General features: G+C 69.0%; 24 protein-coding genes and 2 tRNA genes. 20 read left to right on the top strand and 6 right to left on the bottom strand.

Going from position 1 to position 22,217, the window contains the following annotated elements:
* Positions 1–33 precede the first annotated feature (33 nt).
* On the top strand, positions 34–777 hold the full coding sequence (locus tag ACSMXV_RS14730; RefSeq protein WP_473178080.1) for a TerD family protein: 744 nt from the start codon (positions 34–36) through the stop codon (positions 775–777).
* Between the two features lie 305 nt (positions 778–1,082).
* Here the strand turns inward: ACSMXV_RS14730 and ACSMXV_RS14725 are convergent, their stop codons facing one another.
* A complete protein-coding gene (locus ACSMXV_RS14725; protein ID WP_473178079.1) occupies positions 1,083–1,949 on the bottom strand; it encodes a TerD family protein in 867 nt (288 codons plus the stop codon).
* A gap of 187 nt (positions 1,950–2,136) precedes the next feature.
* Here ACSMXV_RS14725 and ACSMXV_RS14720 point away from each other — a divergent pair, with 187 nt between their 5' ends.
* The 4 genes from ACSMXV_RS14720 to ACSMXV_RS14705 all read left to right on the top strand — a co-directional run bounded on the left by ACSMXV_RS14720 (position 2,137) and on the right by ACSMXV_RS14705 (position 7,444).
* Positions 2,137–3,318 carry an HpcH/HpaI aldolase/citrate lyase family protein gene (locus ACSMXV_RS14720; protein ID WP_473178078.1) on the top strand — a complete coding sequence of 394 codons (1,182 nt, stop codon included), beginning with the start codon at positions 2,137–2,139 and terminating at the stop codon, positions 3,316–3,318.
* A gap of 3 nt (positions 3,319–3,321) precedes the next feature.
* Positions 3,322–5,814, top strand: coding sequence for a phosphoribosyltransferase (locus ACSMXV_RS14715; protein ID WP_473178077.1), 2,493 nt, complete (start codon positions 3,322–3,324; stop codon positions 5,812–5,814).
* Complete coding sequence (locus ACSMXV_RS14710; RefSeq protein WP_473178076.1) at positions 5,814–6,644, top strand: HAD family hydrolase; 831 nt, start codon at positions 5,814–5,816, stop codon at positions 6,642–6,644. Before ACSMXV_RS14715 ends, ACSMXV_RS14710 begins: the two co-directional genes overlap by 1 nt.
* Before the next feature lie 140 nt (positions 6,645–6,784).
* On the top strand, positions 6,785–7,444 hold the full coding sequence (locus ACSMXV_RS14705) for an O-methyltransferase (protein ID WP_473178075.1): 660 nt from the start codon (positions 6,785–6,787) through the stop codon (positions 7,442–7,444).
* 93 nt (positions 7,445–7,537) lie between these two features.
* Here the strand turns inward: ACSMXV_RS14705 and ACSMXV_RS14700 are convergent, their stop codons facing one another.
* The 3 genes from ACSMXV_RS14700 to ACSMXV_RS14690 all read right to left on the bottom strand — a co-directional run bounded on the left by ACSMXV_RS14700 (position 7,538) and on the right by ACSMXV_RS14690 (position 10,254).
* A complete protein-coding gene (locus ACSMXV_RS14700; protein WP_473178074.1) occupies positions 7,538–7,768 on the bottom strand; it encodes an FmdB family zinc ribbon protein in 231 nt (76 codons plus the stop codon).
* Between the two features lie 142 nt (positions 7,769–7,910).
* Positions 7,911–8,540 carry a DUF4383 domain-containing protein gene (locus ACSMXV_RS14695; protein WP_473178073.1) on the bottom strand — a complete coding sequence of 210 codons (630 nt, stop codon included), beginning with the start codon at positions 8,538–8,540 and terminating at the stop codon, positions 7,911–7,913.
* A 223-nt stretch (positions 8,541–8,763) separates the two neighbouring features.
* The gene (locus ACSMXV_RS14690) at positions 8,764–10,254 is read right to left on the bottom strand and encodes a hypothetical protein (RefSeq protein WP_473178072.1); all 1,491 of its coding nucleotides are present in this window, start codon (positions 10,252–10,254) and stop codon (positions 8,764–8,766) included.
* Between the two features lie 178 nt (positions 10,255–10,432).
* Between ACSMXV_RS14690 and ACSMXV_RS14685 the strand changes: the two genes are divergently transcribed.
* Positions 10,433–10,504, top strand: a tRNA-Val gene (locus ACSMXV_RS14685).
* 106 nt (positions 10,505–10,610) lie between these two features.
* Here ACSMXV_RS14685 and ACSMXV_RS14680 read toward each other — a convergent pair.
* Complete coding sequence (locus ACSMXV_RS14680; protein ID WP_473178071.1) at positions 10,611–11,351, bottom strand: CTP synthase C-terminal region-related (seleno)protein; 741 nt, start codon at positions 11,349–11,351, stop codon at positions 10,611–10,613.
* 94 nt (positions 11,352–11,445) lie between these two features.
* On the opposite strand from ACSMXV_RS14680, the gene ACSMXV_RS14675 reads away from it, so the two are divergent.
* Positions 11,446–12,318 (top strand): LysR family transcriptional regulator, encoded by an 873-nt coding sequence (locus ACSMXV_RS14675; protein WP_473178937.1) that lies wholly within the window; start codon positions 11,446–11,448, stop codon positions 12,316–12,318.
* Between the two features lie 40 nt (positions 12,319–12,358).
* Here the strand turns inward: ACSMXV_RS14675 and ACSMXV_RS14670 are convergent, their stop codons facing one another.
* Positions 12,359–13,906 (bottom strand): tyrosine-type recombinase/integrase, encoded by a 1,548-nt coding sequence (locus tag ACSMXV_RS14670; protein WP_473178070.1) that lies wholly within the window; start codon positions 13,904–13,906, stop codon positions 12,359–12,361.
* Between the two features lie 337 nt (positions 13,907–14,243).
* Between ACSMXV_RS14670 and ACSMXV_RS14665 the strand changes: the two genes are divergently transcribed.
* From ACSMXV_RS14665 to ACSMXV_RS14605, 13 genes are all read left to right on the top strand, one after another.
* Positions 14,244–14,441, top strand: a complete 198-nt coding sequence (locus ACSMXV_RS14665) for a DNA-binding protein (protein WP_473178069.1) — start codon at positions 14,244–14,246, stop codon at positions 14,439–14,441.
* Between the two features lie 496 nt (positions 14,442–14,937).
* A complete protein-coding gene (locus tag ACSMXV_RS14660; RefSeq protein WP_473178068.1) occupies positions 14,938–15,855 on the top strand; it encodes a recombinase family protein in 918 nt (305 codons plus the stop codon).
* Between the two features lie 225 nt (positions 15,856–16,080).
* Positions 16,081–16,314, top strand: a complete 234-nt coding sequence (locus ACSMXV_RS14655; RefSeq protein ID WP_473178067.1) for a hypothetical protein — start codon at positions 16,081–16,083, stop codon at positions 16,312–16,314.
* Positions 16,315–16,491: 177 nt separating this feature from the next.
* Entirely contained in the window at positions 16,492–17,586 is a 1,095-nt protein-coding gene (locus ACSMXV_RS14650; protein WP_473178066.1) for a ParB/RepB/Spo0J family partition protein, read from the top strand.
* Between the two features lie 252 nt (positions 17,587–17,838).
* Positions 17,839–18,249 (top strand): DUF488 family protein, encoded by a 411-nt coding sequence (locus tag ACSMXV_RS14645; RefSeq protein ID WP_473178065.1) that lies wholly within the window; start codon positions 17,839–17,841, stop codon positions 18,247–18,249.
* Positions 18,246–18,452, top strand: coding sequence for a hypothetical protein (locus ACSMXV_RS14640; protein WP_473178064.1), 207 nt, complete (start codon positions 18,246–18,248; stop codon positions 18,450–18,452). The genes ACSMXV_RS14645 and ACSMXV_RS14640 overlap by 4 nt, the downstream gene beginning before the upstream one ends.
* Positions 18,453–18,581: 129 nt before the next feature.
* Positions 18,582–18,653, top strand: a tRNA-Gly gene (locus ACSMXV_RS14635).
* A 188-nt stretch (positions 18,654–18,841) separates the two neighbouring features.
* Complete coding sequence (locus tag ACSMXV_RS14630) at positions 18,842–20,185, top strand: putative antirestriction adenine methyltransferase (protein WP_473178063.1); 1,344 nt, start codon at positions 18,842–18,844, stop codon at positions 20,183–20,185.
* A 5-nt stretch (positions 20,186–20,190) separates the two neighbouring features.
* Positions 20,191–21,096 (top strand): ParB/Srx family N-terminal domain-containing protein, encoded by a 906-nt coding sequence (locus ACSMXV_RS14625; RefSeq protein ID WP_473178062.1) that lies wholly within the window; start codon positions 20,191–20,193, stop codon positions 21,094–21,096.
* The gene (locus ACSMXV_RS14620) at positions 21,093–21,344 is read left to right on the top strand and encodes a DUF6354 family protein (protein ID WP_473178061.1); all 252 of its coding nucleotides are present in this window, start codon (positions 21,093–21,095) and stop codon (positions 21,342–21,344) included. Before ACSMXV_RS14625 ends, ACSMXV_RS14620 begins: the two co-directional genes overlap by 4 nt.
* On the top strand, positions 21,341–21,808 hold the full coding sequence (locus tag ACSMXV_RS14615) for a VRR-NUC domain-containing protein (protein WP_473178060.1): 468 nt from the start codon (positions 21,341–21,343) through the stop codon (positions 21,806–21,808). The genes ACSMXV_RS14620 and ACSMXV_RS14615 overlap by 4 nt, the downstream gene beginning before the upstream one ends.
* Positions 21,801–22,004 (top strand): hypothetical protein, encoded by a 204-nt coding sequence (locus ACSMXV_RS14610; protein ID WP_473178059.1) that lies wholly within the window; start codon positions 21,801–21,803, stop codon positions 22,002–22,004. The genes ACSMXV_RS14615 and ACSMXV_RS14610 overlap by 8 nt, the downstream gene beginning before the upstream one ends.
* On the top strand, positions 22,001–22,201 hold the full coding sequence (locus ACSMXV_RS14605) for a hypothetical protein (protein ID WP_473178058.1): 201 nt from the start codon (positions 22,001–22,003) through the stop codon (positions 22,199–22,201). Before ACSMXV_RS14610 ends, ACSMXV_RS14605 begins: the two co-directional genes overlap by 4 nt.
* The last annotated feature ends 16 nt before the right edge of the window (positions 22,202–22,217 follow it).

Below are 22,217 nucleotides of genomic sequence, written 5' to 3'. Positions count from 1 at the left end.
TGCGTATGAGGCGCATAGGACGTGGGGGGCGGTATGTCCTTCTGGGACGGTCTGTGGCGCGGTCGCTCGACGCAGTTCGAGTCGGGCAGCGCGGCGAGCAACTCCATCGAACTCACCAAGCGGAACCCGTCGGTCTCGCTCACCCAGCAGGGCGCGGCAACCGGCAATCTGCGCATCAATCTGTCCTGGCAGATGCGTACGTCGGACATCATCGGCAAGCCGCGGGGGAGCGGCAGTCTGCGGCATCCGTTCAAACTGTTCAAGCCCGATGTGGTGCAGGCACACACCCAGGGTGTGGTCAATGTGGACCTCGACATCGGCTGCCTGTACGAGCTGATGGACGGGGACAAGGGAGTGGTGCAGCCGCTCGGCAGTTTCTTCGGCGCCCTCAACGCCCCGCCATTCGTGAAGCTCAGCGGCGACGACCGGTTCGGCTCCCCGTCGGGCGAGACGATCTACGTCAATCTCGACCACCGCGAGTCCATCAAGCGTCTGCTCGTCTTCGTCTACATCTACGACCAGACCCCGGCCTTCGACCGTACGCACGCCAAGGTGACGCTCTACCCCAACAACGGGCCCCGGATCGAGATCAGCCTCGACGAGCGGGCGCCCCAGGCCCGCTCCTGCGCCGTGGTGTCCATCGAGAACATCAAGGGCGAGCTCATCGTGCGCCGCGAGGTGAAGTTCGTCTACGGCTTCCAGGCGGAGCTGGACCGGCTCTACGGGTGGGGGCTGCAGTGGGGGCGGGGGTACAAGACGAAGACGGGCGGCCGCTGAGGCGCTCCGCTGGCAGGCCGGGAGTGCGTGCCGTACGCCGCCGGGCTGCTGCCGTGGGTGGCCGCGCGCGCACCTCTGTGTGTCGGGGCCGCGCCCCCTGTCTGCAGCTGCGGGCCGACGGGGTCACTGTTGTGGGCAGGCGTTATGCAGGGCGATGGGAGTCCCCCTGCTCTGGGGGCACCTCCCAGCGTTGGCTGGGGGAGAAGCCGAGAGCTTGGGGGAGGGCGGGCGCAACCCACGACGGCGGGTGCGTTCCGTACGGCCTGCGCTCGGGGGCCGTAAACGGCTGAGAGGGGCCCGGCCGCTCACCGGCCGAGGAACTGCGGACCCTGCGGCGGCAGCCTGAAGTTCGGATCCGGCACGGGGGCGATCGGCTGCGGATAGCCGTAAGCGGGCCCTGGCTGCGCGGCCGCGGGCTGCGCGGCCGCGGGGCCGGGATAGCCGTACGCAGGTTGCGGCGCAGGCACAGGAGCGGGCGCCTGCGGCGGATAGCCGTACCCGGGCTGGGCCGTCGGCTGGGCTGTCGTAGGCGCCGCCGCAGGCCGCGCGGCCGACGGCTGCACAGTCGTCTGCTCCGGCGGCAGCGGCAGCGACGCCGGAGCGTCCGGCTCGGCCTCGCCGGCACCCTCCGACTCGTCCACGGAGATGCCGAAATCCGTGGCCAGCCCCACCAGCCCGTTGGAATAGCCCTCGCCCAGCGCACGGAACTTCCACCCGTCCCCGCGCCGGTAGAGCTCGCCGCAGATCAGCGCGGTCTCCGCACCCGTCTCCGGCTTGACGTCGAAGTAAGCGAGCGGCTCACCGTCCGCGTCGGCGGCGTCGTGCAGCAGTATGCGCAGCGCCCGGACCTGGTCGAAGGACACATCGTCCGCCGACGCCACGAGCAGCACCCGGCTCACTTCGGCGGCCATCCCCGCCAGGTCCGTCTGGATCGTGTCCGTCAGGCCCTCGGTCACGCGCTTCTTGCCGAGCCGCCAGACCTTGCCCGAGGGGTGGCGGGGCTGGTTGTAGAAGACGAAGTCCTCGTCGGACCGCACGCGGCCGTCGGGGCCCAGCAGCAGTGCCGACGCGTCCACGTCCGGGACACCCTGGCCCGGGGTCCAGCGCAGCACGGCGCGCACCGCCGTGGCCTTGATCGGGACGTTCGAGCCCTTCAGCATCGCGTGCGTCATGCGGTCATCCTGCCCTCCCGGTACGGGTGGGGACAACGTGGGGTTCCCAGAGCCGACTTTCGTCTTGCGCACTTCCGACATGGGCGGGTTACCTGAATTTCATGGCCGACGGGAACCTCCGACATGGATGTCTACGTACTATTACCGGCCACCATCAACGGGCCACCTTGGCGATACGGGGAGTCACATGCGTCATTTCGGGCACATCGCCCCTGAGGTGCGTCAGCGCCTCTTCCACCAGGAGCCGTGCGACTTCACTGCCGGCTCTCCGGCGCGGATCCTCTCCGTGGCCCTCGGCGCGACCCTGTACAGCCCGGCGACCAGACCACGCCTGGCCGACGACATCGTCAAACAGGCCGGCCGGGGTGTCGTCTCCATGGTGGTGTGTCTCGAAGACTCGATCGGCGACGCGGATGTCCGGGACGCCGAGGAGAACCTCGTACGTCAGTTCAGCGACCTCGCGGAGCGGCCCGCCGTAGTGGCCACGGACCAGGAGCTGCCGCTCCTGTTCGTCCGGGTCCGCGCCCCGGAGCAGATCCCGAACCTCGTTCAGCGCCTCGGTGCCGCGGCACGGCTGGTGTCCGGCTTCGTGCTGCCCAAGTTCACCGAGGAGCGCGGCGTGCCCTTTCTCGAGGCGATCGCCGCGACGGAGGCCGCGAGCGGGCTCCGGCTCTTCGCGATGCCCGTGCTGGAGTCGCCCGAGCTTCTGCACCTGGAAACGCGCGTAGAAACGCTGACGGGCATCTTCCGCACCGTCGACAAGTACCGGGAGCGCGTGCTCGCGCTGCGGCTCGGCGTCACCGACTTCTGCTCGGCGTACGGGCTGCGCAGGTCGCCCGACATGACCGCGTACGACGTGCGGATCGTGGCCTCGGTGATCGCCGACGTGGTCAATCTGCTGGGCCGGGCCGACGGCACGGGTTTCACGGTGACAGGACCGGTGTGGGAGTACTTCCGGGTCCAGGAACGCATGTTCAAGCCCCAGCTGCGCCGCAGCCCCTTCCTCGAGGGCCGCGCGGAGAACCTGCGTGAGACGCTCATCGAGCACGACATGGACGGCCTGCTCCGCGAGATCGCCCTCGACCACGCCAACGGCCTGCTCGGCAAGACCTGCATCCACCCGTCGCACGTGCTGCCCGTGCACGCGCTGTCGGTCGTCAGCCATGAGGAGTTCAGCGACGCACAGGACATCCTGCGGCCCGAGCGGTGCGGCGGAGGCGTCATGCGGTCCGCGTACACGAACAAGATGAACGAGGTGAAACCGCACCGCGCCTGGGCAGAGCGCACCATGCAGCGCGCCGAGGTCTTCGGCGTCGTCAAGGAGGATGTCAGCTTCGTCGAGCTGCTCACCGCCGGTCTGGTCGACTGAGGAATGCAAGGAACTGTGAACAACGTGGTGTGGTCCGGGACGTGGGTAGCCCAGCGGCTCGGTGTCGAGCTCAAGGGCGACGAGAAGCTGCACGACCTGCTGGGTCTCGCGCTGCGGCGCAACCCCAAGCGGGCGCATCTGCTCGTGTCGAACGTCCTGGGCAAGCATGTGCCGCAGTCGCCGGCGGTGGTGTACGGCCAGGGGCTCGAGCTCGGCGAGCGGGTGCGGGAGCTGCTCGGCGCCGACGAGGCAGGGCGCGCCGTGGTCCTCGGGTACGCGGAGACGGCCACCGGGCTCGGCCACTCGGTCGCCGACGGGGTGGGGCTCGCCCCGTATCTGCACTCGACGCGGCGCTCCGTGCCGGGAGTAGCGCAGGCCGGCGGCTTCGAGGAGTCGCACTCGCACGCCACCTCGCATCTGCTGCTCCCCGAGGACCCCGCGCTGCTCGCAGGCGACGGCCCGCTGGTGCTGGTGGACGACGAGTTCTCCACCGGGAACACGGTGCTCAACACCATCCGCGCCCTCCACGGCCGCTACCCGCGCGAGCGGTACGTGATCGTGGCCCTGGTCGACATGCGGTCGGCCGGGGACCAGGGACGCCTCGACGAGTTCGCCCGCGAGATCGACGCGCGCGTGGACCTCGTGACGGCGGCGAGCGGGACGGTGCGGCTGCCGGAGGGGGTGCTGCAGAAGGGCCAGGAGCTGGTCGCCGCTTACGAGTCGGCGCAGCAGCAGGGCGTCCGGGCCGCACAGGCTGCTGCGGCGGCCACGCGCGTCGAACTTCACTGGCCGCAGGACGTCCCCGACGGCGGACGCCACGGCTTCACGCCCGCGCACCGCGAGCGCCTGGAGCACGCCCTGCCCGCCATGGCGGAACGTATTGCCGACGCCCTGCCCGCCGACGCCCGGCGCGTCCTCGTCCTCGGCTTCGAGGAGCTGATGTACGCGCCTCTCCGGCTGGCCGGGGAGCTGGAGCGCATCCTGGAGGCCGACGTCCGGTACTCCACGACCACCCGCTCACCCGTCCTGGCGGTCGACGACCCCGGCTATGCGATACGCAGCCGCATCGTCTTCCCCGCCCACGACGCCCCGGACGACGGACCGGGCGAGCGCTACGCCTACAACGTCGCGGGGGCGGGCTTCGACGCCGTCGTCGCCGTCGTCGACTCCGCGGCCGACACCCCCGAACTGCACGCGCCCGATGGGCTGTTGGCGCAGCTCGCCGCGCACGCCCCGCACGTCGTGCTGGCCGTCGTCCCGTCCTACGTCCCGTCGTACGCCGCCGCGTACGTTCCGTCGCGCGCCCCCGGGCGCCCGCGCGCCACCGAAAGGCACTCCATGCTGCCAGAGCCCCTCCGCGGCCCGGCCTTCTCCTCGTACGCACCCGACGAGGTCGGCTGGCTGCTCCAGGACCTCTCGGACGCCCCGCTCGAGGCGCCGACGGAGGAGCGCGAGGAGGCCATCCAGAGCGGCGGCGCGCACTACGCCGAGTCGCTGCCCGTGGAGTACCAGCCCAGCCCCGCGTACCAGGAGCTCTTCCACGCCGCCCTGGAGGCCTCGGCCACCCGTATCGCACAGGCGGTCGGCGTCGTGACGGAGACCGTGCTCGCCGAGCGGTCACCCCGCCCCGTGCTGGTCTCGCTCGCCCGCGCCGGCACGCCCGTCGGCGTACTGATGCGCCGCTGGGCCCAGCACCGCCACGGCCTCGATCTGCACCACTACGCCGTCTCCATCGTGCGCGGACGCGGCATCGACGCCAACGCCCTGCGCTGGCTGGCCGCCCACCACGACCCCGCCGACGTCGTCTTCGTGGACGGCTGGACCGGCAAGGGAGCCATCACACGGGAACTCGCCCAGGCCCTGGTGGAGTTCGAGAAGGCGGAGGGGGTCAGCGGGTTCGACCCGGAGATCGCCGTGCTCGCCGACCCCGGCTCGTGCGTCCGCACCTACGGCACCCGCGAGGACTTCCTCATCCCCTCCGCCTGCCTCAACTCCACCGTCTCCGGCCTGATATCGCGCACCGTGCTCCGCGCCGACCTGGTCGGGCCGGACGACTACCACGGCGCGAAGTTCTACCGCGAGCTCGCGGACGCGGACGTCTCGGGCGCCTTCCTGGACGCCGTCGCGGCCCGCTTCGACGAGGTCGCCGACGCCGTGGAAACGCAGGTCAAGGAGCTGCTCTCCGCGGACCGGACCCCCACATGGGAGGGCTGGGCCGCCGTCGAGCGGATCAGCGAGGAGTACGGGATCCACGACGTGAACCTCGTCAAGCCGGGGGTCGGCGAGACGACGCGCGTGCTGCTGCGCCGCGTCCCCTGGAAGATCCTCGCCCACAGCGGTGCGGGCACGGACCTGGACCACGTCAGGCTGCTGGCCGAACAGCGCGGCGTACCCGTCGAGGAAGTAGCCGAACTCCCCTACAGCTGCGTGGGTTTGATCCACCCCAAGTACACCCGGGGCGCCACGGGCGCCGACGGCAAGGCGGTGAGCAACTGATGACGGTACTCGTCGCCAGCGACCTCGACCGCACGCTCATCTATTCCGCAGCGGCCCTCGCCCTCGGCATGCCCGACGCCGAGGCACCGCGGCTGCTCTGCGTCGAGGTCCACGAGAGCAAGCCCCTGTCGTACATGACGGAGACGGCCGCCGGTCTCCTCGCCGAGCTTGGCCGGTCCGCCGTGTTCGTACCGACCACCACCCGCACCCGCAAGCAGTACGGCCGCATCCGCCTCCCCGGCCCGCAGCCGCGGTACGCGATCTGCGCCAACGGCGGCCATCTGCTCGTCGACGGCGTCTCCGACCGCGACTGGCGGCGGCAGGTCGATGCCCGGCTCGCCGACGAGTGCGCCTCGCTCGACGAGGTTCGCGCCCACATGCTGGCCACCGCCGATCCGTCCTGGCTGCGCAAGGAGCGCGTCGCCGAGGACCTCTTCGCCTATCTCGTCGTCGAGCGCCTCCTGCTCCCCGAGGGCTGGGTCAAGGAGCTCGCCGACTGGGCCGACGGCAAGGGATGGACCGTGTCCCTCCAGGGCCGCAAGATCTACGCCGTGCCGAAGCCGCTCACCAAGAGTGCCGCGGTGTACGAGCTCGCCCGCCGCACCGGCGCCGAACTCACCCTGGCAGCCGGGGACTCCCTCCTCGACGCCGACCTCCTGCTCGCCGCCGACCGGGCCTGGCGACCCGGCCACGGCGAACTCGCGGACACCGGCTGGACGGCACCCGGGATCACCGCTCTCGCGGAGCGGGGGGTCGCCGCGGGTGAGGAGATCCTGCGGCGGTTCGCTACGGGGGTCGGTGGGGCCGCTGCGGGCGACGGAGAGGTCTGAGGCTCTCTTCGAACGGGGCTGAGAATCTCTTCGAACGGTGCCTGAGGCTCTCCTTGCCCGCTGTTGCCCGCCGGGGGAGGACTACTCTCGCAGAGAGCCGGCGGTACTCCACCCTGCGAGAGCTGAGCGAGGAGATCCACGTGACCCACAGCAAGAGCACTCCGCTGACCGAAGAGCTGTACGCGTACATGCTCGGACACAATCCCCCGCTCGACCCGGTGCAGCGCATGCTCGTAGACGTCACCCACACCCAGCTCCCGCTGGTGGCGGGCAAACAGGTCGCTCAGGAGCAGGGGCCGCTGCTGGCGTTCCTCGTACGGTTGACCGGAGCCCGGCGGATCGTGGAGGTCGGTACCTTCACGGGACTGTCGGCCCTGTCCATGGCGCAGGCGCTGCCACCCGACGGCACGCTCCTGACCTGCGACGTCTCGGAGGAGTGGACCAAGCACGCGCGCGAGGCCTGGGCGAAGGCCGGTGTCGAGGACAAGATCGAGCTGCGGATCGCACCCGCGCTGGAGACGCTGGCCGCGCTGCCGGCGGAGCCGAGCATCGACATGGCGTTCATCGACGCGGACAAGGAGAATTACGTCGGGTACTGGGACGCCCTGGTGCCGAGGATGCGCCAGGGCGGGCTGCTCGTCGTGGACAACGTCTTCCTGCACGGTGGCGTGACAGATCCCGAGGCCACCGGGCCGGCGGCGGCGATCAAGGAGTTCAACGAGCGGGTGAAGGTCGACGAGCGGGTCGAGAGCGTGATGCTCGCTGTGGCGGACGGGCTGACGCTGGCCCGGAAGGTGTGAGCGACGCCGGGAAGGTGTCAGCCGCGTTGGAAGGCGTGAGCGTGAGCGACGCCTGGTGGCGGCGTCGGGCCCACACGTCGAGCGGCGCGGCGGTCAGCCGCAGCAGCCACCGCCGCAGCAACCGCCACCGGCACCACCGCCGGGGCTGGTACGGCCGGAGGCGGCCGACGCCGACGCCGTACCGCCGACCGCCACTGTCGAGAGCAGCTTGACGGTGTCCTCGTGCCCGGCGGGGCAGTCCGCGGGGTCGGACGACTCGGCCATCGGACGGCTCAGTTCAAAGGTGTCGCCGCAGGTCCGGCAGCGGTACTCGTAGCGAGGCATGTCCACAGAGTATCGGGCGGGTGCGGAGACGGCACGGAGTACCGCGGACGGTTATGGAGCGCGCTCGGCCGCCGCGTTCACGTCTGCATCGCCTCTGCGTCGCCTTTGCGTCTGCGTCGCCTCTGCGTCGCTCTGCGCTGGGTCACCGCTGCGGTGGCCGCCCTGGTGCGACGCCCATGCTGGTGCTGCGGTCGGCACCGGCGTCCAGCCTGGGGTCCAGCCTCAGGTGGCCGCGCCCGGGCAGCGAGCGCTGCCGCTCCTCCTCGGCCGCCTGTTCCGGATGGCGCTGACGCCAGTACGGGTTGTCGTGCGGCAGGGCCGATCCGACCCGGCCGTACATGCCGAAGAACATCAGCATCACCCCGACCACGAAGCTGAACAGCACGTTCGGGATGCGGAAGGCGAGGAAGTTGAAGCTCGTGTCCAGCAGGGCGAGGTTGACGAAGCCGCTCAGGATGAAGGCGACGCCGACGATCATGTTGACCGTCGAGGCGAAGTTCCCGCCGATCACCATCCCGACGAAGAGCAGAAGCCCGATGCAGATCGACAGCACGCTCAGCGCGCCGTTGGTACTCAGCCCGGCGACCGTGTCGCCGCGCGTGTCGAAGAAGCCGACCTTGCCGATGAGCCCGAAGATCCCGAAGGCGACCAGTACGAGACCCATCAGACCTGCGCCGACGCGGTAGAACTTGCTGAGGCGGTGGTCGACGGGCAGATGCTCGTCGAGACTGAAGTGCCGCTTGGTCTCCGGGTGAAGTATGTGCGTTGCCATGTCCGCCCTCCTTGTCGCTCGCGGAGGCCGCGCGTACGGGATGTATCGCGGCGAGGCGCGGCATGGCGCCGCGCCGCGTACGTAACACCAGGATCCGCCTGCGGCCCGGACATCGCCAATGCTCGTGCCGGACGCGCTGCATCCGGCACGGGTCACGGGCGGCCAGGAGCGTGGAAGTCGCGGCACGGGCTGTGGCGACATCGCCGCCCCGGGTCGCGCGGGCTCAGGCCCCCGCCGCCCCCCGTTCGTCCCGGATCTGGCCGACAACCCGCGCCACCGTACGCCGCACAGTCTCCGTCTCCGTCAGGAAGTGCCAGTAGTCGGGGTGGCGCCCCTCCAGCGTGGCGATGGCGCGTTCGAGACGGGCCACCGAGTCGTCCAGCGGTCGCGCATGCCGGGGATCGGGGGTATGACGGCCCGCCATCGCCAGTCGCTGGGCGTCGCGGATGGCGAACCGGGTGCGCTCGATCTCCTGCTGCGGGTCCTTGGCCACCGCGTTGAGGCGCTGCAGCCGGTCCCCGGCGGCCGACACCGCCTCGTCCGTCGCGTTCAGCAGCGCCCGTACCGTGGAGAGAAGCGAGGTCGCATCCGGCCAGCGCTGCGCCTCACGCGCCTGCTGCGCCTCCCTCAGCTTCGCCTCGGCCTGACGGACGTTCTCCTCCGCCTGCTCCGGCACCCGCTGCAGGTCCTGCCAGCACGCGGCCGTGAAGCGGCGCCGCAGCTCGCTCAGCACCGGGTCGACCTGCCCCGCGCGGGTCGTGAGGGCCTGCGCGCGCGTCCGCAGCGAGACGAGGCGGCGGTCGATCTCTGCGGCCCGTTCCGGCAGCCGCTCGGCCTCCGCCCGCACGGCCTCCGCGTCGCGCGCCACTCGCTCGGCCCGCTGCAGGGTCTCCGGTACGCCGTGCCGCCCGGCGCCCTGGTTGAGTTTGGTCAGCTCCGGCCCGAGGACGGCCAGCCGGGCGGCCAGATCGTCGGCCTTCAGCCCGGATCCGCGTACCGCGTCGAGGGCGTTGCTTGCGGCCAGCAGCGACTGCCGGGCCCGCTCGACGGCCGGGGCGAGGCGCGCCAGCTGCGTCTCGGCCTTGTCGAGCAGCGGCCCGAGTCCCTCGGAGAAGCGGTCGAGGTCCTTCTTGACCTTGCCCAGCTCGTCCCTGGCCCTGGCCAGCTCGGTCCGGGCACGCGCCGCCACCGAGGCCTCGAGATCGTCCCGGTCGAGGTCATGGGCGTCTACCGCGGTGATGTACTGCAGGCTGGCCTCGTCGATACGGCGGCCCAGCGACTCGAAGTCGGACACCGCCCGCCGGGCCGCGGGAGAGTCGTCGACCGCGGTGATCGTCTCGATCGAGATCCTCAGATCGCGCTGTGCCGTGTCCAGCTCGTAGAAGGCGGCCGCGGCGGCATCCTTCGCGGCCTGCGCCTCGGCCCGCTGACTCTCTCCACGCCCGCCGAACCACCGCCGCGTACCACCACCGGCGAACGCGGCCGGGAGCGTCGCGGCGAGGAGGGGGAGGGGGAGGAGGAGCAGGGTGGCCATGTCGCGGAAGGTGCCGGCCGTACCGGCCCTGGTCCCGGCGGCTGCTCTGGTCCCGGCGTCAGGCGTTGTCCCGGCGTCGGCCGTGGTGCTGTTACGAACACGGGGGCGCGCGTACTGACTGCGCGGCACAAACGGCGTGAACGGCTGTGGTGTGTACGGCTGTGAAGGTGTCGCCGTCACGTCCCTCTCCCCGTGCTGTCATCCGCAGTGCCCGGTGTCATTCTCCCACCCGTTAAGGACGAACACACGGGCCGTTTAGTTCGCACTCCGCACCGTGACTTTGCCGTCCTCGGTCCCCCGGCCTCGATACGGGTTTGCGGGGCAGGGGCGCAGGCAAGGTAGGCTGTCGAGTCGTCCCGGGCGCGTAGCTCAGCGGTAGAGCGCTGCCCTTACAAGGCAGATGTCGGCGGTTCGAAACCGTCCGCGCCCACAGCGCCGACCAGCGCAGCAGCAACGAGAAGGGCCCTCCGGATCAACTCCGGAGGGCCCTTCTCACGTGTGCGGGGACACAGCGGGGACGCAGTGCCAGGGGCTCGTCATGCAGCCTTGGCTGCCGCCGTGTCCGCGGCGTGGGCGACAGCCGCACGGGCCAAGGCGCTCACGATCGCGTGCGGGCGTGAACCGTCACTGTGCAGTTCGGGCTGGAAGAGGGTGGCCAGGAAGAAGGGGTGGCCGGGAAGCTCGGCGATGCGGACGTGGCCGTCCTCGTCCTCGCCGGTGAAGCGCAGGCCGTGCGCGCGCAGGGTTTCCAGGTGGCGAGAAGGCCCATACGCGCAGTGGTACCGCTCGACCGACCTGGTGGCGCCGATGACGGACTCGGCAAGCGAGCCGGGGCTGATCTGGACGGCTCCTTCGTGCCCCTTGAGGGAGCAGGCGAGCGGGGTGATCAACAGGTCCTCGGCATCGGCGGTGTTCTCGGCGTGTGCCACGCCCGTCAGGCCGCACACGTTGCGGGCGAACTCGAGCAGCATGTGCTGGAAGCCGGCGCACGTGCCAAGGAACGGGATTCCCTCCTGGCGTGCGGTGCTGACCGCGGCGAGCGCGCCCGCCTCGCTGCGGTACGGGCTGCCGGGCAGCAGCCACACAGCGTCGAACCCACGCACGGCACCCTCGGCCTCCGCGTCCTCGGTGGGAATCCAGTACGCGTCGAGGAAGAGGCGATCACGCTGCGCGAGCGCGTCCAGCAGGAGCGGTACGCGGGTGTGCGAGACGACGCTCGGCGAGCGGTCCCCGACGAGGGCGATCCGGGCAGTGCTATCTGAAGCGGTCCGAGTCATGCGGCCATCATCAGCGCGACCCGTGATTCACGTCCAACGATGGTTTCTGAACCATCCATAAGTGCTGCTGATGTCCTGTGCGACGCTGTGCGGCATGGATCCGCATCTGCTGCGTACCTACGTCACGGTGAGTCGGCTTGCCTCCTTCTCGGAGGCCGCACGGGAACTGGGCTACACGCAGTCCGCCGTGTCCCAGCACATCGCGGCGCTCGAACAGGACCTGGGCACACCCCTGCTCACGCGCCGGCCCGTCGCGGCTACTCCGGCGGGCGAGCGGCTGCTGGAGCACGCGCGCCCCCTGCTGTTGCGGCTGGATGCCGCGCGCGCCGACATCGTCCGCATGGCTGGCGCGGCCGAGCAGGGGCTGACCCTCGCGGCCACGCCGACCGCCCTTCGGCCCCGCACCGTCCAGGCACTGCCCGCCGTCGGCGTCACCCTTCGCGTGCTGCCGCGAGAGGGCATCCCCGCCGAGGTGGCAACAGGCGCCGCCGACTTGGCCCTTGTGGACGGGCTTGCCGCACCCAGTGATCCTCTCCGCATCCCCGACGTGGCGCCGCTCACGGCGCGCGGCGCGGGCGAGGAGCCCGTCTGCGTCCTGCTGCCGGAGGGCCATCCGCTGGCGCGCCGCGCCGGGCTGAGGCTCGCCGACCTCGTCCATGCCCGCTGGCTCGACGCACCGGGCGCTGGCCTGCCCCTGGAGCAGTTGCGTGCCGCGAGCGGCAGTGACGGGTTCCGCCCTACCCTCCGCTACGAGGGCACGGACGTCCGCACCCTCGTGGCCTTGGCCGCCGCCGGCCATGGGCTCACGCTGCTGCCCCGCTCCGCGGTCACCAATTCGGCCGGAGTGGCGGCAGTCCCCCTGATTGCGCCCCGTATCGTCCACCGAACGGAGCTGCTCTACGGGGCGGCTCTGAGAGGCGCGGCCGCGACGCTGGCCCAGCGGATCGCGGTTGCCGAGGCCGAGTAGGCGGCTGCCTCGGTGGGGACGGCATTGGTGTCCTCGCACTTCACGCACTCTCCGCTCGGCGCTGCGGATTCTCCGGTGTGGGCCGCGGCTGCGTCGTCTGGCCTCGAGGTACGAGTGCGACCGGGGCGTCTGCTGCGGCCTGTTCGAGCTGCGGCAGCACGCTGGTGTAGGTGTCGGCCGTGAGCTGGTACGAGGAGTGCCCGAGCAGGGCCTGGATTGTCTTCATGTGGACGCCGGCGGCGAGGGAGAGCGTGGCTGCGCAGTGCCTCAGGTCATGCAGTCGTACAGGCGGGAGATCGAGCTTGGCGATGAGACGGGTGAAGACCTGCGAGAGGTATTCGGGGTGGTACGGACGCCCGTCTTCCCACGTGAAGACGCGCCCCGAATCGACGTAAGGGCCGTACTTCTTCGGTTCCTTGCGGTGCTTCTCCTCCCACTCCGCGCGTTCGGCCTGCTGGCGTCGCCGCCAGAAGAGGAGCAGCTCGCGGCTCTGGGTGTCGAGGAGGATGGTGCGGGCGCCGCTGTCGCTCTTGGGGGTGTCTTCCCAGAGCTCGTAGGAGTACGAGACGAGCTGTTCGCTGATGCGGATGACGCCGGTCTGCAGATCGGTCTCTGTCCAGGGCAGCCCGGCGGACTCGCCACGGCGTGGGCCCCTGAAGACCATAAGGTGGAACATCGGGTAGAGCCGGTGTTCGGCGACGGCGTCGAGGAACGCACCGGTCTGCTCCGGTGTCCAGACCATGACGGGGCCGGGTTTCTCGCCGGTCTCGCGCCAGCGTGCGACGCGTTCGTCGGTCCAGATCATCGGCTTGGGCAGGGAGTACTTGGGCAGGACGACGTGCTTGGTCCAGTTCTCGCTGATCAGCTTTTCGGTGAGCAGTGCGTAGTCGAGTGCGGCACTTAGCTCGTTCCTGATCTTCAGTTGGGCGCCGGGGCCGGTGATGTTGCGGGGCTTGCGCCTTACCTCGCGCAGGGCCTGCTTGGCCTCGTTCCAGCGGTGGCGTAGTTCGGGTGGGCGGGGCCTTGCCGCAGCCTTCCAGTCGGCATGTGCGGCGTCGACTCTGTCCTTGGCCTGGGCGGCGGCGAGTCGGTTCGCGGCGTGCTGTTCGTTGTCTCGCCAGATGTGCTCGAACATCTCCTGGATGTGCCTGGTGCGCAGGTCACGCATCTTGAGATGGCCGAGGTGGGGGATGAGGAAGCGGTCGACGTGATCCTTGTAGCCGATCCAGGTGGAGCGCTTCAGGTCCACGCGTTTCTTGAGCCAGCGCTGGAGGAAGTCGGCGACGGTCTCGTCGGAGAGGACGTCGATGCCGTCCTGCGCCTCGTCCCAGAGCCTTTGGGCCGCTTTCTCGGCCTTGTTCTTGGTGGCGAAGCCTCCCTTGCGGGGTCGGCGTCGCTTGCCTCCGGGCCCGGGTGGCAGCTCGACGTAGTAGTACCAGCTGCCGTGGTCACGCTTGCCGAGATCGGGGCAGTCGGCGCCGAGTTCGCGGAGCTTGGGTTCCCCGTCGGCTGCGAGTACGGGCTTCCCTAGCTCGTCGACGACTTCGGTCCGGCAGGTGCAGCGCCGGTAGACGGAGCCCTTGAACACGCATCCCTCCCATGGTGTGTAGGTGCTTCGAAAGCGAGGCGATCATATGTGGAGACAGATCCTGTGTCCTCACGTATGCAACTGTGGCCTCTCTGGCGCCCTGCTGCCGATTTCTGGATCACAGAGGTGTGTGCGTTCGAGCGCACACAACAAGCTATGTGGAGACAATCGTGTAGAAGCTGCGGTTCTGCTCGGCCTGGATCTTGTCGCCTGCCTGAGGAGAATCTAAGGTCTCCAGAGGCGATCCGGGAGGCGCGGGGGCAGAACGGGAGTGCCTGAAGATGCTTGATCGACGCTTTTCGGCCAGCCACCGCGCCGTGTTGGCGGTGGTGTCCGTATGACGCGCGAAGAGCTGTTGGCCCTGCCGGTGACCGTCGACGTGGTGACGGCCGGCAAGGCGTTCGGTCTGGGGCGGAACCTGACGTACGACTTGATCAAGACTGGGGAGTTCCCCGTGCCGGTGCACCCGTGGGGCGGTGTGAAGCGGGTCATCACTGCGGACTTGTGGGCAGCGTTGGGTATCAGTCCCGGATAGTCGGCGGTGCCGGAGTGCGGGGCGGCACCCCGTGACGCCGCTCGCGCCTCACGGGGTGTTCGTCAGTTTGCTACAAGGGGCTCGGTCTGGACGGGAGGTGCTTCGTGGTCTCTGCCTCCACGGAACTCAGTACGCATGTGCGTGATATCTGTCATGCCGCGTAAAACTTGAGGGCGCAGAGCCGTCCACTCTGCTCTCCATGTTCGAGGTACCGCAGACGCCCCCTCTCGCCTTCCACGGACTGCCTCCCACCTGCGCAATTGCGGCATGGTGTTGTTGACATGTCAGATCTCGCGCCTGACCTGCGCGGATGAGGCTCGCAAGCGACCAATGGGGGGACTGGCCGCATGTAGATAGACGGACGTGCGTGACGTCACTACAGTCCCGCTTCGGGGGTCTAGCTAGCTGGACAGGCGTGACCGCATCCAGGGGTGACAGTGGAGGGACTCGTCATACCCTTAGTCGTGATGTCCGAAGTATGTGGGCTGGAGAGGGCATGAGGGCGTACGGCCACGAGAACGATGGAACGACAAGGGTGCCGCATGAGGCCGAGCATTTGGTTGCTGCGGCGCGCAGGCTGCTCGAGGTGGAGGGGGCGACGCTCGGGAACACGGCGGAGTGGATGACCGAGACGGCGGGGCCGACGGTTTTTGGGCGCCCGTGGTCGGCGACGACGCTGCGGCGCCGGTTGCGGAATCCGGCGATCGCCGGCCTGAAGCGGAACGCCGAGGGGGAGCTGGTGGAGGGCCCCGCGGAAGCGCTGATGGACCGTGAGCTGTTCGACAAGCTGGACGAACACTTCTCGCAGAAAGAGCGGGGTCAGCGTCCGCAGCATGTGTACCGGCTGTCGGGTGGGACGGTGGTGTGCGACCTGTGCGATACGCCGCTGGTGTCGCGGTCGAGCTCCAAGGGGGCCCGTGGCTACATGTGCGAAGCCGAAGGGTGCGGGAAGATTTGGATCTCCGCGCCGCCGCTGGACGCGTACGTCTCCGATCGGGTTCTGGCCAGGCTGGCCCGGCCCAACACTCTGCGGAAGCTCGCGGCGATGCGTGATCATCTCAAGGAGCAGGCCAAGGAGGCATCACGCACGCTGGCTGAACTGGACGTACGCAAGGAGGAGTTGCGCAAGGCACTCGGTGCGAACGAGCTGACCGTGCAGGACTTCCAAGCCGCGAAGAAGGAGCTGGACCAGCGCAGGCGAGCCGCGCTCGAGGTACAGCGACGCGGCAAGCACCTCGATGAGTTCCCGGAGCTCACCCACGAGGGTCTGACCGAGTGGTGGAACACGACGGCAGACGAGGAGCAGCGGCGCGTGCTGATCCAGCTGGTGGTGGCCGAAGTGCGGGTCGAGCCAGCAGCCCGAAGGGGATCCAACAGGTTCGACGAGGACCGCTTCACCATCGGCTACCGCTAAGGAAGTTCACAGGAACAGATGCGCTGCTCATCACACGCAGAATCGTTCTCAGGAATCTTGATCAAATGTTTGCGCGCCCCTCATGGACCGTCATAACCTGACGCGACCCCGCCCGGTTACGCCAAAGTAACTTGCCGCAGGTAAGTGCCTCTGGGTCCGTCTCCGTTCCGGGTGGCGGATCACAGCGCGGACCCGAACTCCGCGCATAGCCAGAGGAGTTGAGACGTGGAAGCGCGTGGCTCGTCGGCGAAGAAGAGGGCCGCCTCGGCGGCCGACGAGCGGAAGATGCGGGGTGATCCCGCCCGGGGGTCGGAACGCAGCGAGGCGGTTGACGTGAGAGTCGTCTTCAGGGAGCCGCTCGACATAGATGCCGCCTTCGATGCCCTCCTCGGCGTGAACCGGGAGGCTGACAGGACCGTGGATGAAGGCGGCTCTTCTTTGCCTCCCGGCTCTGTCTAGACAGTGTGAAGGTCTGGCGCGACACCCCTACCTCTGTGAGGCCGGGTAGGGGTGCCCGCTTACTCCGATCAATGACATAAAAGACTTGACGCTAAAAGTTGTTGAATAATAAAGTGATGTCATCACCTCAAAGAAGCCCACTTCTTTGAGACCTCAGAGTGCGAGGAGAGCGACATCATGAGCGCCACCAAGTCCCGGGTCTCCGTCAGGAACGTCCCCCTCGAGGACATCGAGCCCAACCCGGACCAGCCCCGGAAGTTCTTCGACGAGGCCAAGCTCCAGGAGCTGGCCGCCCAGTTCCGCACAGTCGGCCAGCTCCAGCCGATCGTCCTCCGGCCGGCTGCTGAGGGCAGCGAGAAGAAGTTCCAGATCGTAATGGGCGAGCGGCGGTGGCGCTCGATGCACCTGGTCGAGGGCGCCACCACCATCCGGGCCGAGATCGTCCAGAGCCTCGATGACGAGCAGGCGTTCATCTCGGGCATCTCGGAGAACATTGGCCGTGCCGACATGACGCTCATGGAGGAGGCGCAGGCGTACGCGGACCTGGTCGGGTTCGGGTACGAGGCCGAGCGCATCGCGGAGATGTTCGGCAAGAGCGCCGACTACGTGAAGTGGCGGATGGACCTGCTCAACCTCACCACCGACATCGCGGCGCTCGTTTCGGACGGCAAGATCAAGCCGGACTTCGCCTGGCATCTGTCACGGCTCACCCCGGCCAACCAGAAGGCTGCCGTAACCCGGTACATGAAGGGTGACTTCAAGTCGGAGACCGAAGCGTCCACGTTCGCGCAGGCCATGCGGATGAAGGAAAAGCAGGAGGGTTTCTTCTCGGAGAAGGAGCTCTCCGACAAGGAGAAGGAGGAGCAGGCAAAGGAGCGCAGGCAGGCCAAGGGCAAGGTCGACCACGTCGAGCGGGCCGGGGCGCTCCTGGAGGAGCTGGCGAAGAAGACGCCGGGCGAGCTGGCCGAGCTGTTCGAGGGCGAGGTCGGCAAGCACCTGGACGCGGTGGAGCGGGTGCGCAAGGCCGCGGCCGAGGTGGTGAAGAAGCTGCGCAAGGCGAAGGCGATGTCCGAGGCGAAGCAGCTGACGGTACGGCCTGAGCTGGAGGTCGAGCCGAACGCCGAGGGCGGCGAGTCCGCGGAAGCTGCGGCTTCGGTCGAGGAAGAGCCGACGGAGGCGGAGCTGGCCGAGGCAGCGGCGGAGTTGGCCGAGCTGACGGCGGCGGCCGAGCAGGAGTCGGAAGAGCGCGAGGCCGAGCCTGCAGCCGCCTGACCACCCCGCGCGCGAGGGCCAGGATCCCGACGGGACCCTGGCCGCTTGCGTGTCCCGGCAAAGCGCCTTCGGGTGGTGTCGGTGGGGCGGAACTGGGGTGAGAGTGGGGCGGTTCAGCGCCCGGCAGCCCCTCGGGACCCTCGCCTTCAGCACCAGCAGCACATGATAGATCATGCTTGATAGGAGAGTAATTGTTGATAGAATTTAATTGTCTGAGCTGCGCAATAGCAGCGGGTTTCGGCAAGGAGGAGCATGTTCGAGTTGTTCACGTGCCGCTACCAGGGGTTCGAACCCGCTATGGGGACCCCGGTACGCATCACCCTGGCCCCACCCAGGTGGACCCTGCCCTACCCACTGAAGCACCAGGTACGGGAGTTGGCGCCGAGCCGGACGTACTTCGGGTCCGCACGACCGGAGTTCGAAGCGGCCTACCGGACACAGCTCGACTCGCACGGCATCGAGGAACTGGCTGCGAGGTTCCAGCAGATCGCGGTCGCCGGGGGCGATCTGCGGCTGGTACTGCTGTGCTTCGAGGATCTGGCTAAGCCGGGCGAGTGGTGCCATCGACGGATGTTCGCTTCGTGGTGGCTGGAGCGGACCGGGGCGCAGGTGAGGGAGCTCGGCCCTGTGGGGCCGGCGTACGAGCAAGGAGTGTTGATGTGAGCGAGCAGGAACCTTTGCGGAACTGGGTGGAGATGAAGCCGGAGGACTTTGAGAAGCGGCCGGAACCAAAGCCCGCGCCGCCCGGACAGGGTGAGTTGTTCGAGCCGCCGCCGGCCCGGAGGAAGGCGCGGCGGACTCCGCCGGTGGAGCCGTGCCCGTACGGGACGATCGACATCATGAGCCTCGCCGAGCCGGACGAGTAGCAGCTACAGGTGGGGGTACGGATCTACGGCAAGCACTGAAGAGCGTCTCGAGCATCTGTGGAGACAGTAATCCGTCTGATAGCGTTCAGGCGTCGGTGAGGGCCCGCCCTTCGGGGCGGGTGCCGCCGCGCGCCGGTAGTGCACCTGGCAGCACGCCCCGCCCCCGGTGGGGAGCAGCCCGTTCGAGTCGGGCCCGGCGCTCGAGGATGTGTCCGCACGGGTATGTGGTGCGGAGCGCTTGTTCCCTGACGGAGCCAATCCCTCCAGGCGTCCCCCGCGCCTCCTGGTTCCCCCAGGCGGCCCGGCACGGCAGGCTTCAGCCCCCTGCCCCTCCGGGCCCACATCCCACCCCAGTTCTGTACAGGTCAAGGCGATGGCGGGGAGGCCCGGTGTTCCACGGCTCGATCCCCGCCGACCTCCGGGCGATCATCCACGAGCACACCGCCACCTGGGCCGGACAGGCCGAGGACATCTACGTCGGCTGCTCGGGGAACTTCACCATCGAACGCGTCCTGCACGATGCCGGGTTCCGGTTGCACGGCTGCGATGTTCAGCTGTACTCGTCGGCGATCGGCTGGTACCTCGCCGGGCAAGAACTGCCCATCACCATCCGGCCCGAGTCGGCGGACGAACTCTCCTGGCTGGCCCCGTACATGGACGGCCAGGCCGGGACGTTGGCCGTGGTGCTGCTCGGGTCGCGGTTCTTCCAGTGGCTCGGGCGCGAGGGGCATCCGTATTACGGGCGGATGCTGGCCGCGTACCGGCAGCAGTTCCCCGAGCTGCACGCGAAGACGGTCGCCAAGATCGAGGCGCTGCCGCTACGGCTCGCCTCGTACGCGCCGATGGACGTCAACCAGTGGCTTGCCGAGGAGGTCCCGCCGGACGCGCCGGTGGTGGCCTTCCCGCCGTTCTTCGCCGGGGACTACGAGTCGCAGTTCGCCGCCCTTGACCAGCATCTGGAGTGGCCGGCGCCGGAGTATCCGATGCTGGACGACGAGGCGAAGCAGACGCTGATCGAGCGCATCACGGACCGGCCGCACTGGGTGCTCGGCCTGCACTTCGACGTCGACGAACTCGCGGACCACCTGCGCGGGCAGGTGCAGACCGCCAACCGCGGCCTGCCGATCAACGTGTACTCGTCGGTGCCGCGGTCGCGGATCGTGCGGCCGAGCCAGCGCCTTGAGATGGTCAAGGCGCCGAGGCTCGTGCCCGGGCTGGCTCTGGGGGAGCGGCTGACGCTCGCGCCGCTGAGTATGGGGCAGTTCGCGACCCTGCGCTCTCAGTACATGAACCACAACATCCGGCCCGGCACCCCGACCATGGCGCTCGCGGTCCTGGTCGACGGGGTGGTGGTGGGTGCGTTCGCGTTGTCCACGCCGAAGTACGACCCGCACAACGTGTACCTGCTGTCCGACTTCCCGGTCGCCCCCACCTCGTACGGGCGGTTGGCGAAGCTCGTGCTGTACGCGGCGCTGTCGACGGAGGCGCAGTTCCTGGCGCAGCGGACCATGAACACCCGCCTCACCCGGCTGAACACGACGGCCTTCACGCAGCGGCCGGTGTCGATGAAGTACCGCGGCCTGCTGCGCCTCAACTCCCGCAAGGACTCTCCGGATCTGCTGTATCGCTACCAGCTCGACTATGGCTCCGAGCTGGGCCGTTGGACGCTCGCCGAGGGGTTCGCGCAGTGGAGGAGCAAGCACGGCCGGGCGGAAGGACTCAGGGAGGAATAGGCCCGTTGAGTGAACAACTCAAGCCTCAGATGGTCGAGGGCGACCCTCGGGAGCTGACGCTGCTGGACGTGAACGCCCGGTTCATGCGGCACGAGCAGTTCCAGCGTCTCGTGGCCAACATCCGGGCGGACGGCACGCTGACATCGACACCGCTGGTGTGGAACGACGCCGAGACCGGCCGCCGGATCGTGCTGTCCGGCAACCACCGCACCAAGGCCGCGATCGAGGCCGGGCTGGAGCGGATCTGGTGGATGGAGATCACCGAACCGCTCCCACGGCAGCGGCAGATCGCGCTGCAGCTCTCCCACAACGCGATCACCGGTGAGGACGACCCGGCCACCCTCAAGGCGCTCTACGACGAGCTCGAAGACGTCTCGATGCGCCTGTACTCAGGGTTGGACGACAAGACCCTGGAGCTGCTCGAAGAGGTCAGCGTGCCGAGCCTGGCCGAGGCCAATCTCGACTTCGCCACCGTGCAGATCGTCTTCCTGCCCGACGAGAAGGAGGCGGCGGAGAAGGCTCTGGAGGCGGCGCGCAAGGCGGCTTCCGCAGATGCCCGCTGGCTAGCGCGCCTCGACCAGTACGAGAGCGTGCTGGACACCCTGGACACGGTGAAGGGCGCGCACAACATCGGCAACGTCGCCGCCGCTTTCGCGATCCTCCTCACGGTCGTCGAGCGGCACCTTGGTGAACTTGCCGAGGGCTGGTACGACCCCGACGAGCAGCTCGCCAGCCGCAAGGGCAGTGCCCCTATCGAGACGGTGTTGGCCACCCGCACCATGCCGGCCGATGCCGCCGCGGTCGTCCAGCAGGCCATCGACCGCATGGAACGCGACGGGGAGATCGACACCGGGCAGCGGTGGCGGGCCCTGGAGCTGTGGGCCGCCGACTGTCTCGCGGGGGCCGCGTGACGCTCCCCGACGTACGGCCCGGCCAGGTCTGGGCCGACAACGACAGGCGCTGCGAAGGCCGCACCTTGTGCGTGGAGGCCGTATCCGCCCGGCATGCCCAGTGCGTTGTCCTCACCGCGGCCACTCCGGGCGGCCGTACCGGGCACACGGTTCGGATCCTGCTGGAGCGGATGAAGCCGGTGAGTACCGGCTACCGGCTGCTCACCGACGCCGATCCTGACGAGGGTGGATCGGAGGTTCTCGAGTGACCCCGGCCCTGCGCGCCGATCAGCAGTTGTACGAGAAGCTGCTCACCGAGCGGTACGGACCGCTCAATCGCCTCGAAGCCGAGCGCTTCCCTGCCATCGATGCCGTCCCGGGGCTGGCCACTGGGGCAAGCGAGGAGCAGTGGCGCCGTCAGGTCCGGGAGATCGCCACCCGCTACGGCTGGAAGCTCCAGTACCACACGGCAGACTCGCGCCGGTCTGATGCGGGCTGGCCGGACGAGGTGTTCGGGCATATCGGGCAAGGCCGGACGCTATTCGTGGAGTTCAAGACCAACAGCGGACGGATACGTCCCGATCAACGGTCGTGGCTGGCGCACCTGTCCGACTGCGGCTTCGAGGTGGCCCTATGGCGGCCCCGTGACCTGCGCACCGTGCTGCGCGTCTTGGGCCCGGCCAGGCAGCGTGCCGCCCTGCCGCCGAACTTCCGGAGGCCGCCATATGCGTAGCCCGTATGCTGCAGAACTCAACCGGCTGCACGCTGAGATTGATCACCTGGTCACCGTGCACCGCACCGCAGCCCGCTTGGCTCGTGCGCTCAGCGAGCACCTTGCTGACGATCCGTTCCGTCTTGCGGACCAACTCGCCGGTCTCCTCGAAGGACGCCTGGAGCCCGAAGACCTGGACGCGGGAGGTTTGGGGTGAATCTCGCGAGGGACAACGCGAACTGGCAGCAGACTCTCTCCGTCACCCCGCTACCTGTAGAGGTGCGCCGGAAGGCGGCCCTGTACGTGGCCGGCCGCGCCGTGGGGCGCAGCCGTTCCCAGCGCCGGGACGATGTCCGGTCTCTTCTGGCGCATCTCGGGCTCCTGGACCCGGAGCTGCGGGCCACCACCCGGTGACGCACGCGTACGACAT

The sequence above is a fragment of the Streptomyces sp. DSM 42067 genome, from assembly GCF_055792885.1.
The sequence above is the reverse complement of the archived record's forward strand: the minus strand, read 5'-3'. Positions and strand labels throughout refer to the sequence as shown.

Bases quoted from the DNA above. Each gene is read 5' to 3' on its own strand.
- ACSMXV_RS14730 (WP_473178080.1), top strand. From the start codon at position 34: ATGTCCTTCTGGGACGGTCTGTGGCGCGGTCGCTCGACGCAGTTCGAG.
- ACSMXV_RS14725 (WP_473178079.1), bottom strand. From the start codon at position 1,949: ATGACGCACGCGATGCTGAAGGGCTCGAACGTCCCGATCAAGGCCACG.
- ACSMXV_RS14720 (WP_473178078.1), top strand. From the start codon at position 2,137: ATGCGTCATTTCGGGCACATCGCCCCTGAGGTGCGTCAGCGCCTCTTC.
- ACSMXV_RS14715 (WP_473178077.1), top strand. From the start codon at position 3,322: ATGCAAGGAACTGTGAACAACGTGGTGTGGTCCGGGACGTGGGTAGCC.
- ACSMXV_RS14710 (WP_473178076.1), top strand. From the start codon at position 5,814: ATGACGGTACTCGTCGCCAGCGACCTCGACCGCACGCTCATCTATTCC.
- ACSMXV_RS14700 (WP_473178074.1), bottom strand. From the start codon at position 7,768: ATGCCTCGCTACGAGTACCGCTGCCGGACCTGCGGCGACACCTTTGAA.
- ACSMXV_RS14695 (WP_473178073.1), bottom strand. From the start codon at position 8,540: ATGGCAACGCACATACTTCACCCGGAGACCAAGCGGCACTTCAGTCTC.
- ACSMXV_RS14680 (WP_473178071.1), bottom strand. From the start codon at position 11,351: ATGACTCGGACCGCTTCAGATAGCACTGCCCGGATCGCCCTCGTCGGG.
- ACSMXV_RS14675 (WP_473178937.1), top strand. From the start codon at position 11,446: ATGGATCCGCATCTGCTGCGTACCTACGTCACGGTGAGTCGGCTTGCC.
- ACSMXV_RS14665 (WP_473178069.1), top strand. From the start codon at position 14,244: ATGACGCGCGAAGAGCTGTTGGCCCTGCCGGTGACCGTCGACGTGGTG.
- ACSMXV_RS14660 (WP_473178068.1), top strand. From the start codon at position 14,938: ATGAGGGCGTACGGCCACGAGAACGATGGAACGACAAGGGTGCCGCAT.
- ACSMXV_RS14650 (WP_473178066.1), top strand. From the start codon at position 16,492: ATGAGCGCCACCAAGTCCCGGGTCTCCGTCAGGAACGTCCCCCTCGAG.
- ACSMXV_RS14645 (WP_473178065.1), top strand. From the start codon at position 17,839: ATGTTCGAGTTGTTCACGTGCCGCTACCAGGGGTTCGAACCCGCTATG.
- ACSMXV_RS14610 (WP_473178059.1), top strand. From the start codon at position 21,801: ATGCGTAGCCCGTATGCTGCAGAACTCAACCGGCTGCACGCTGAGATT.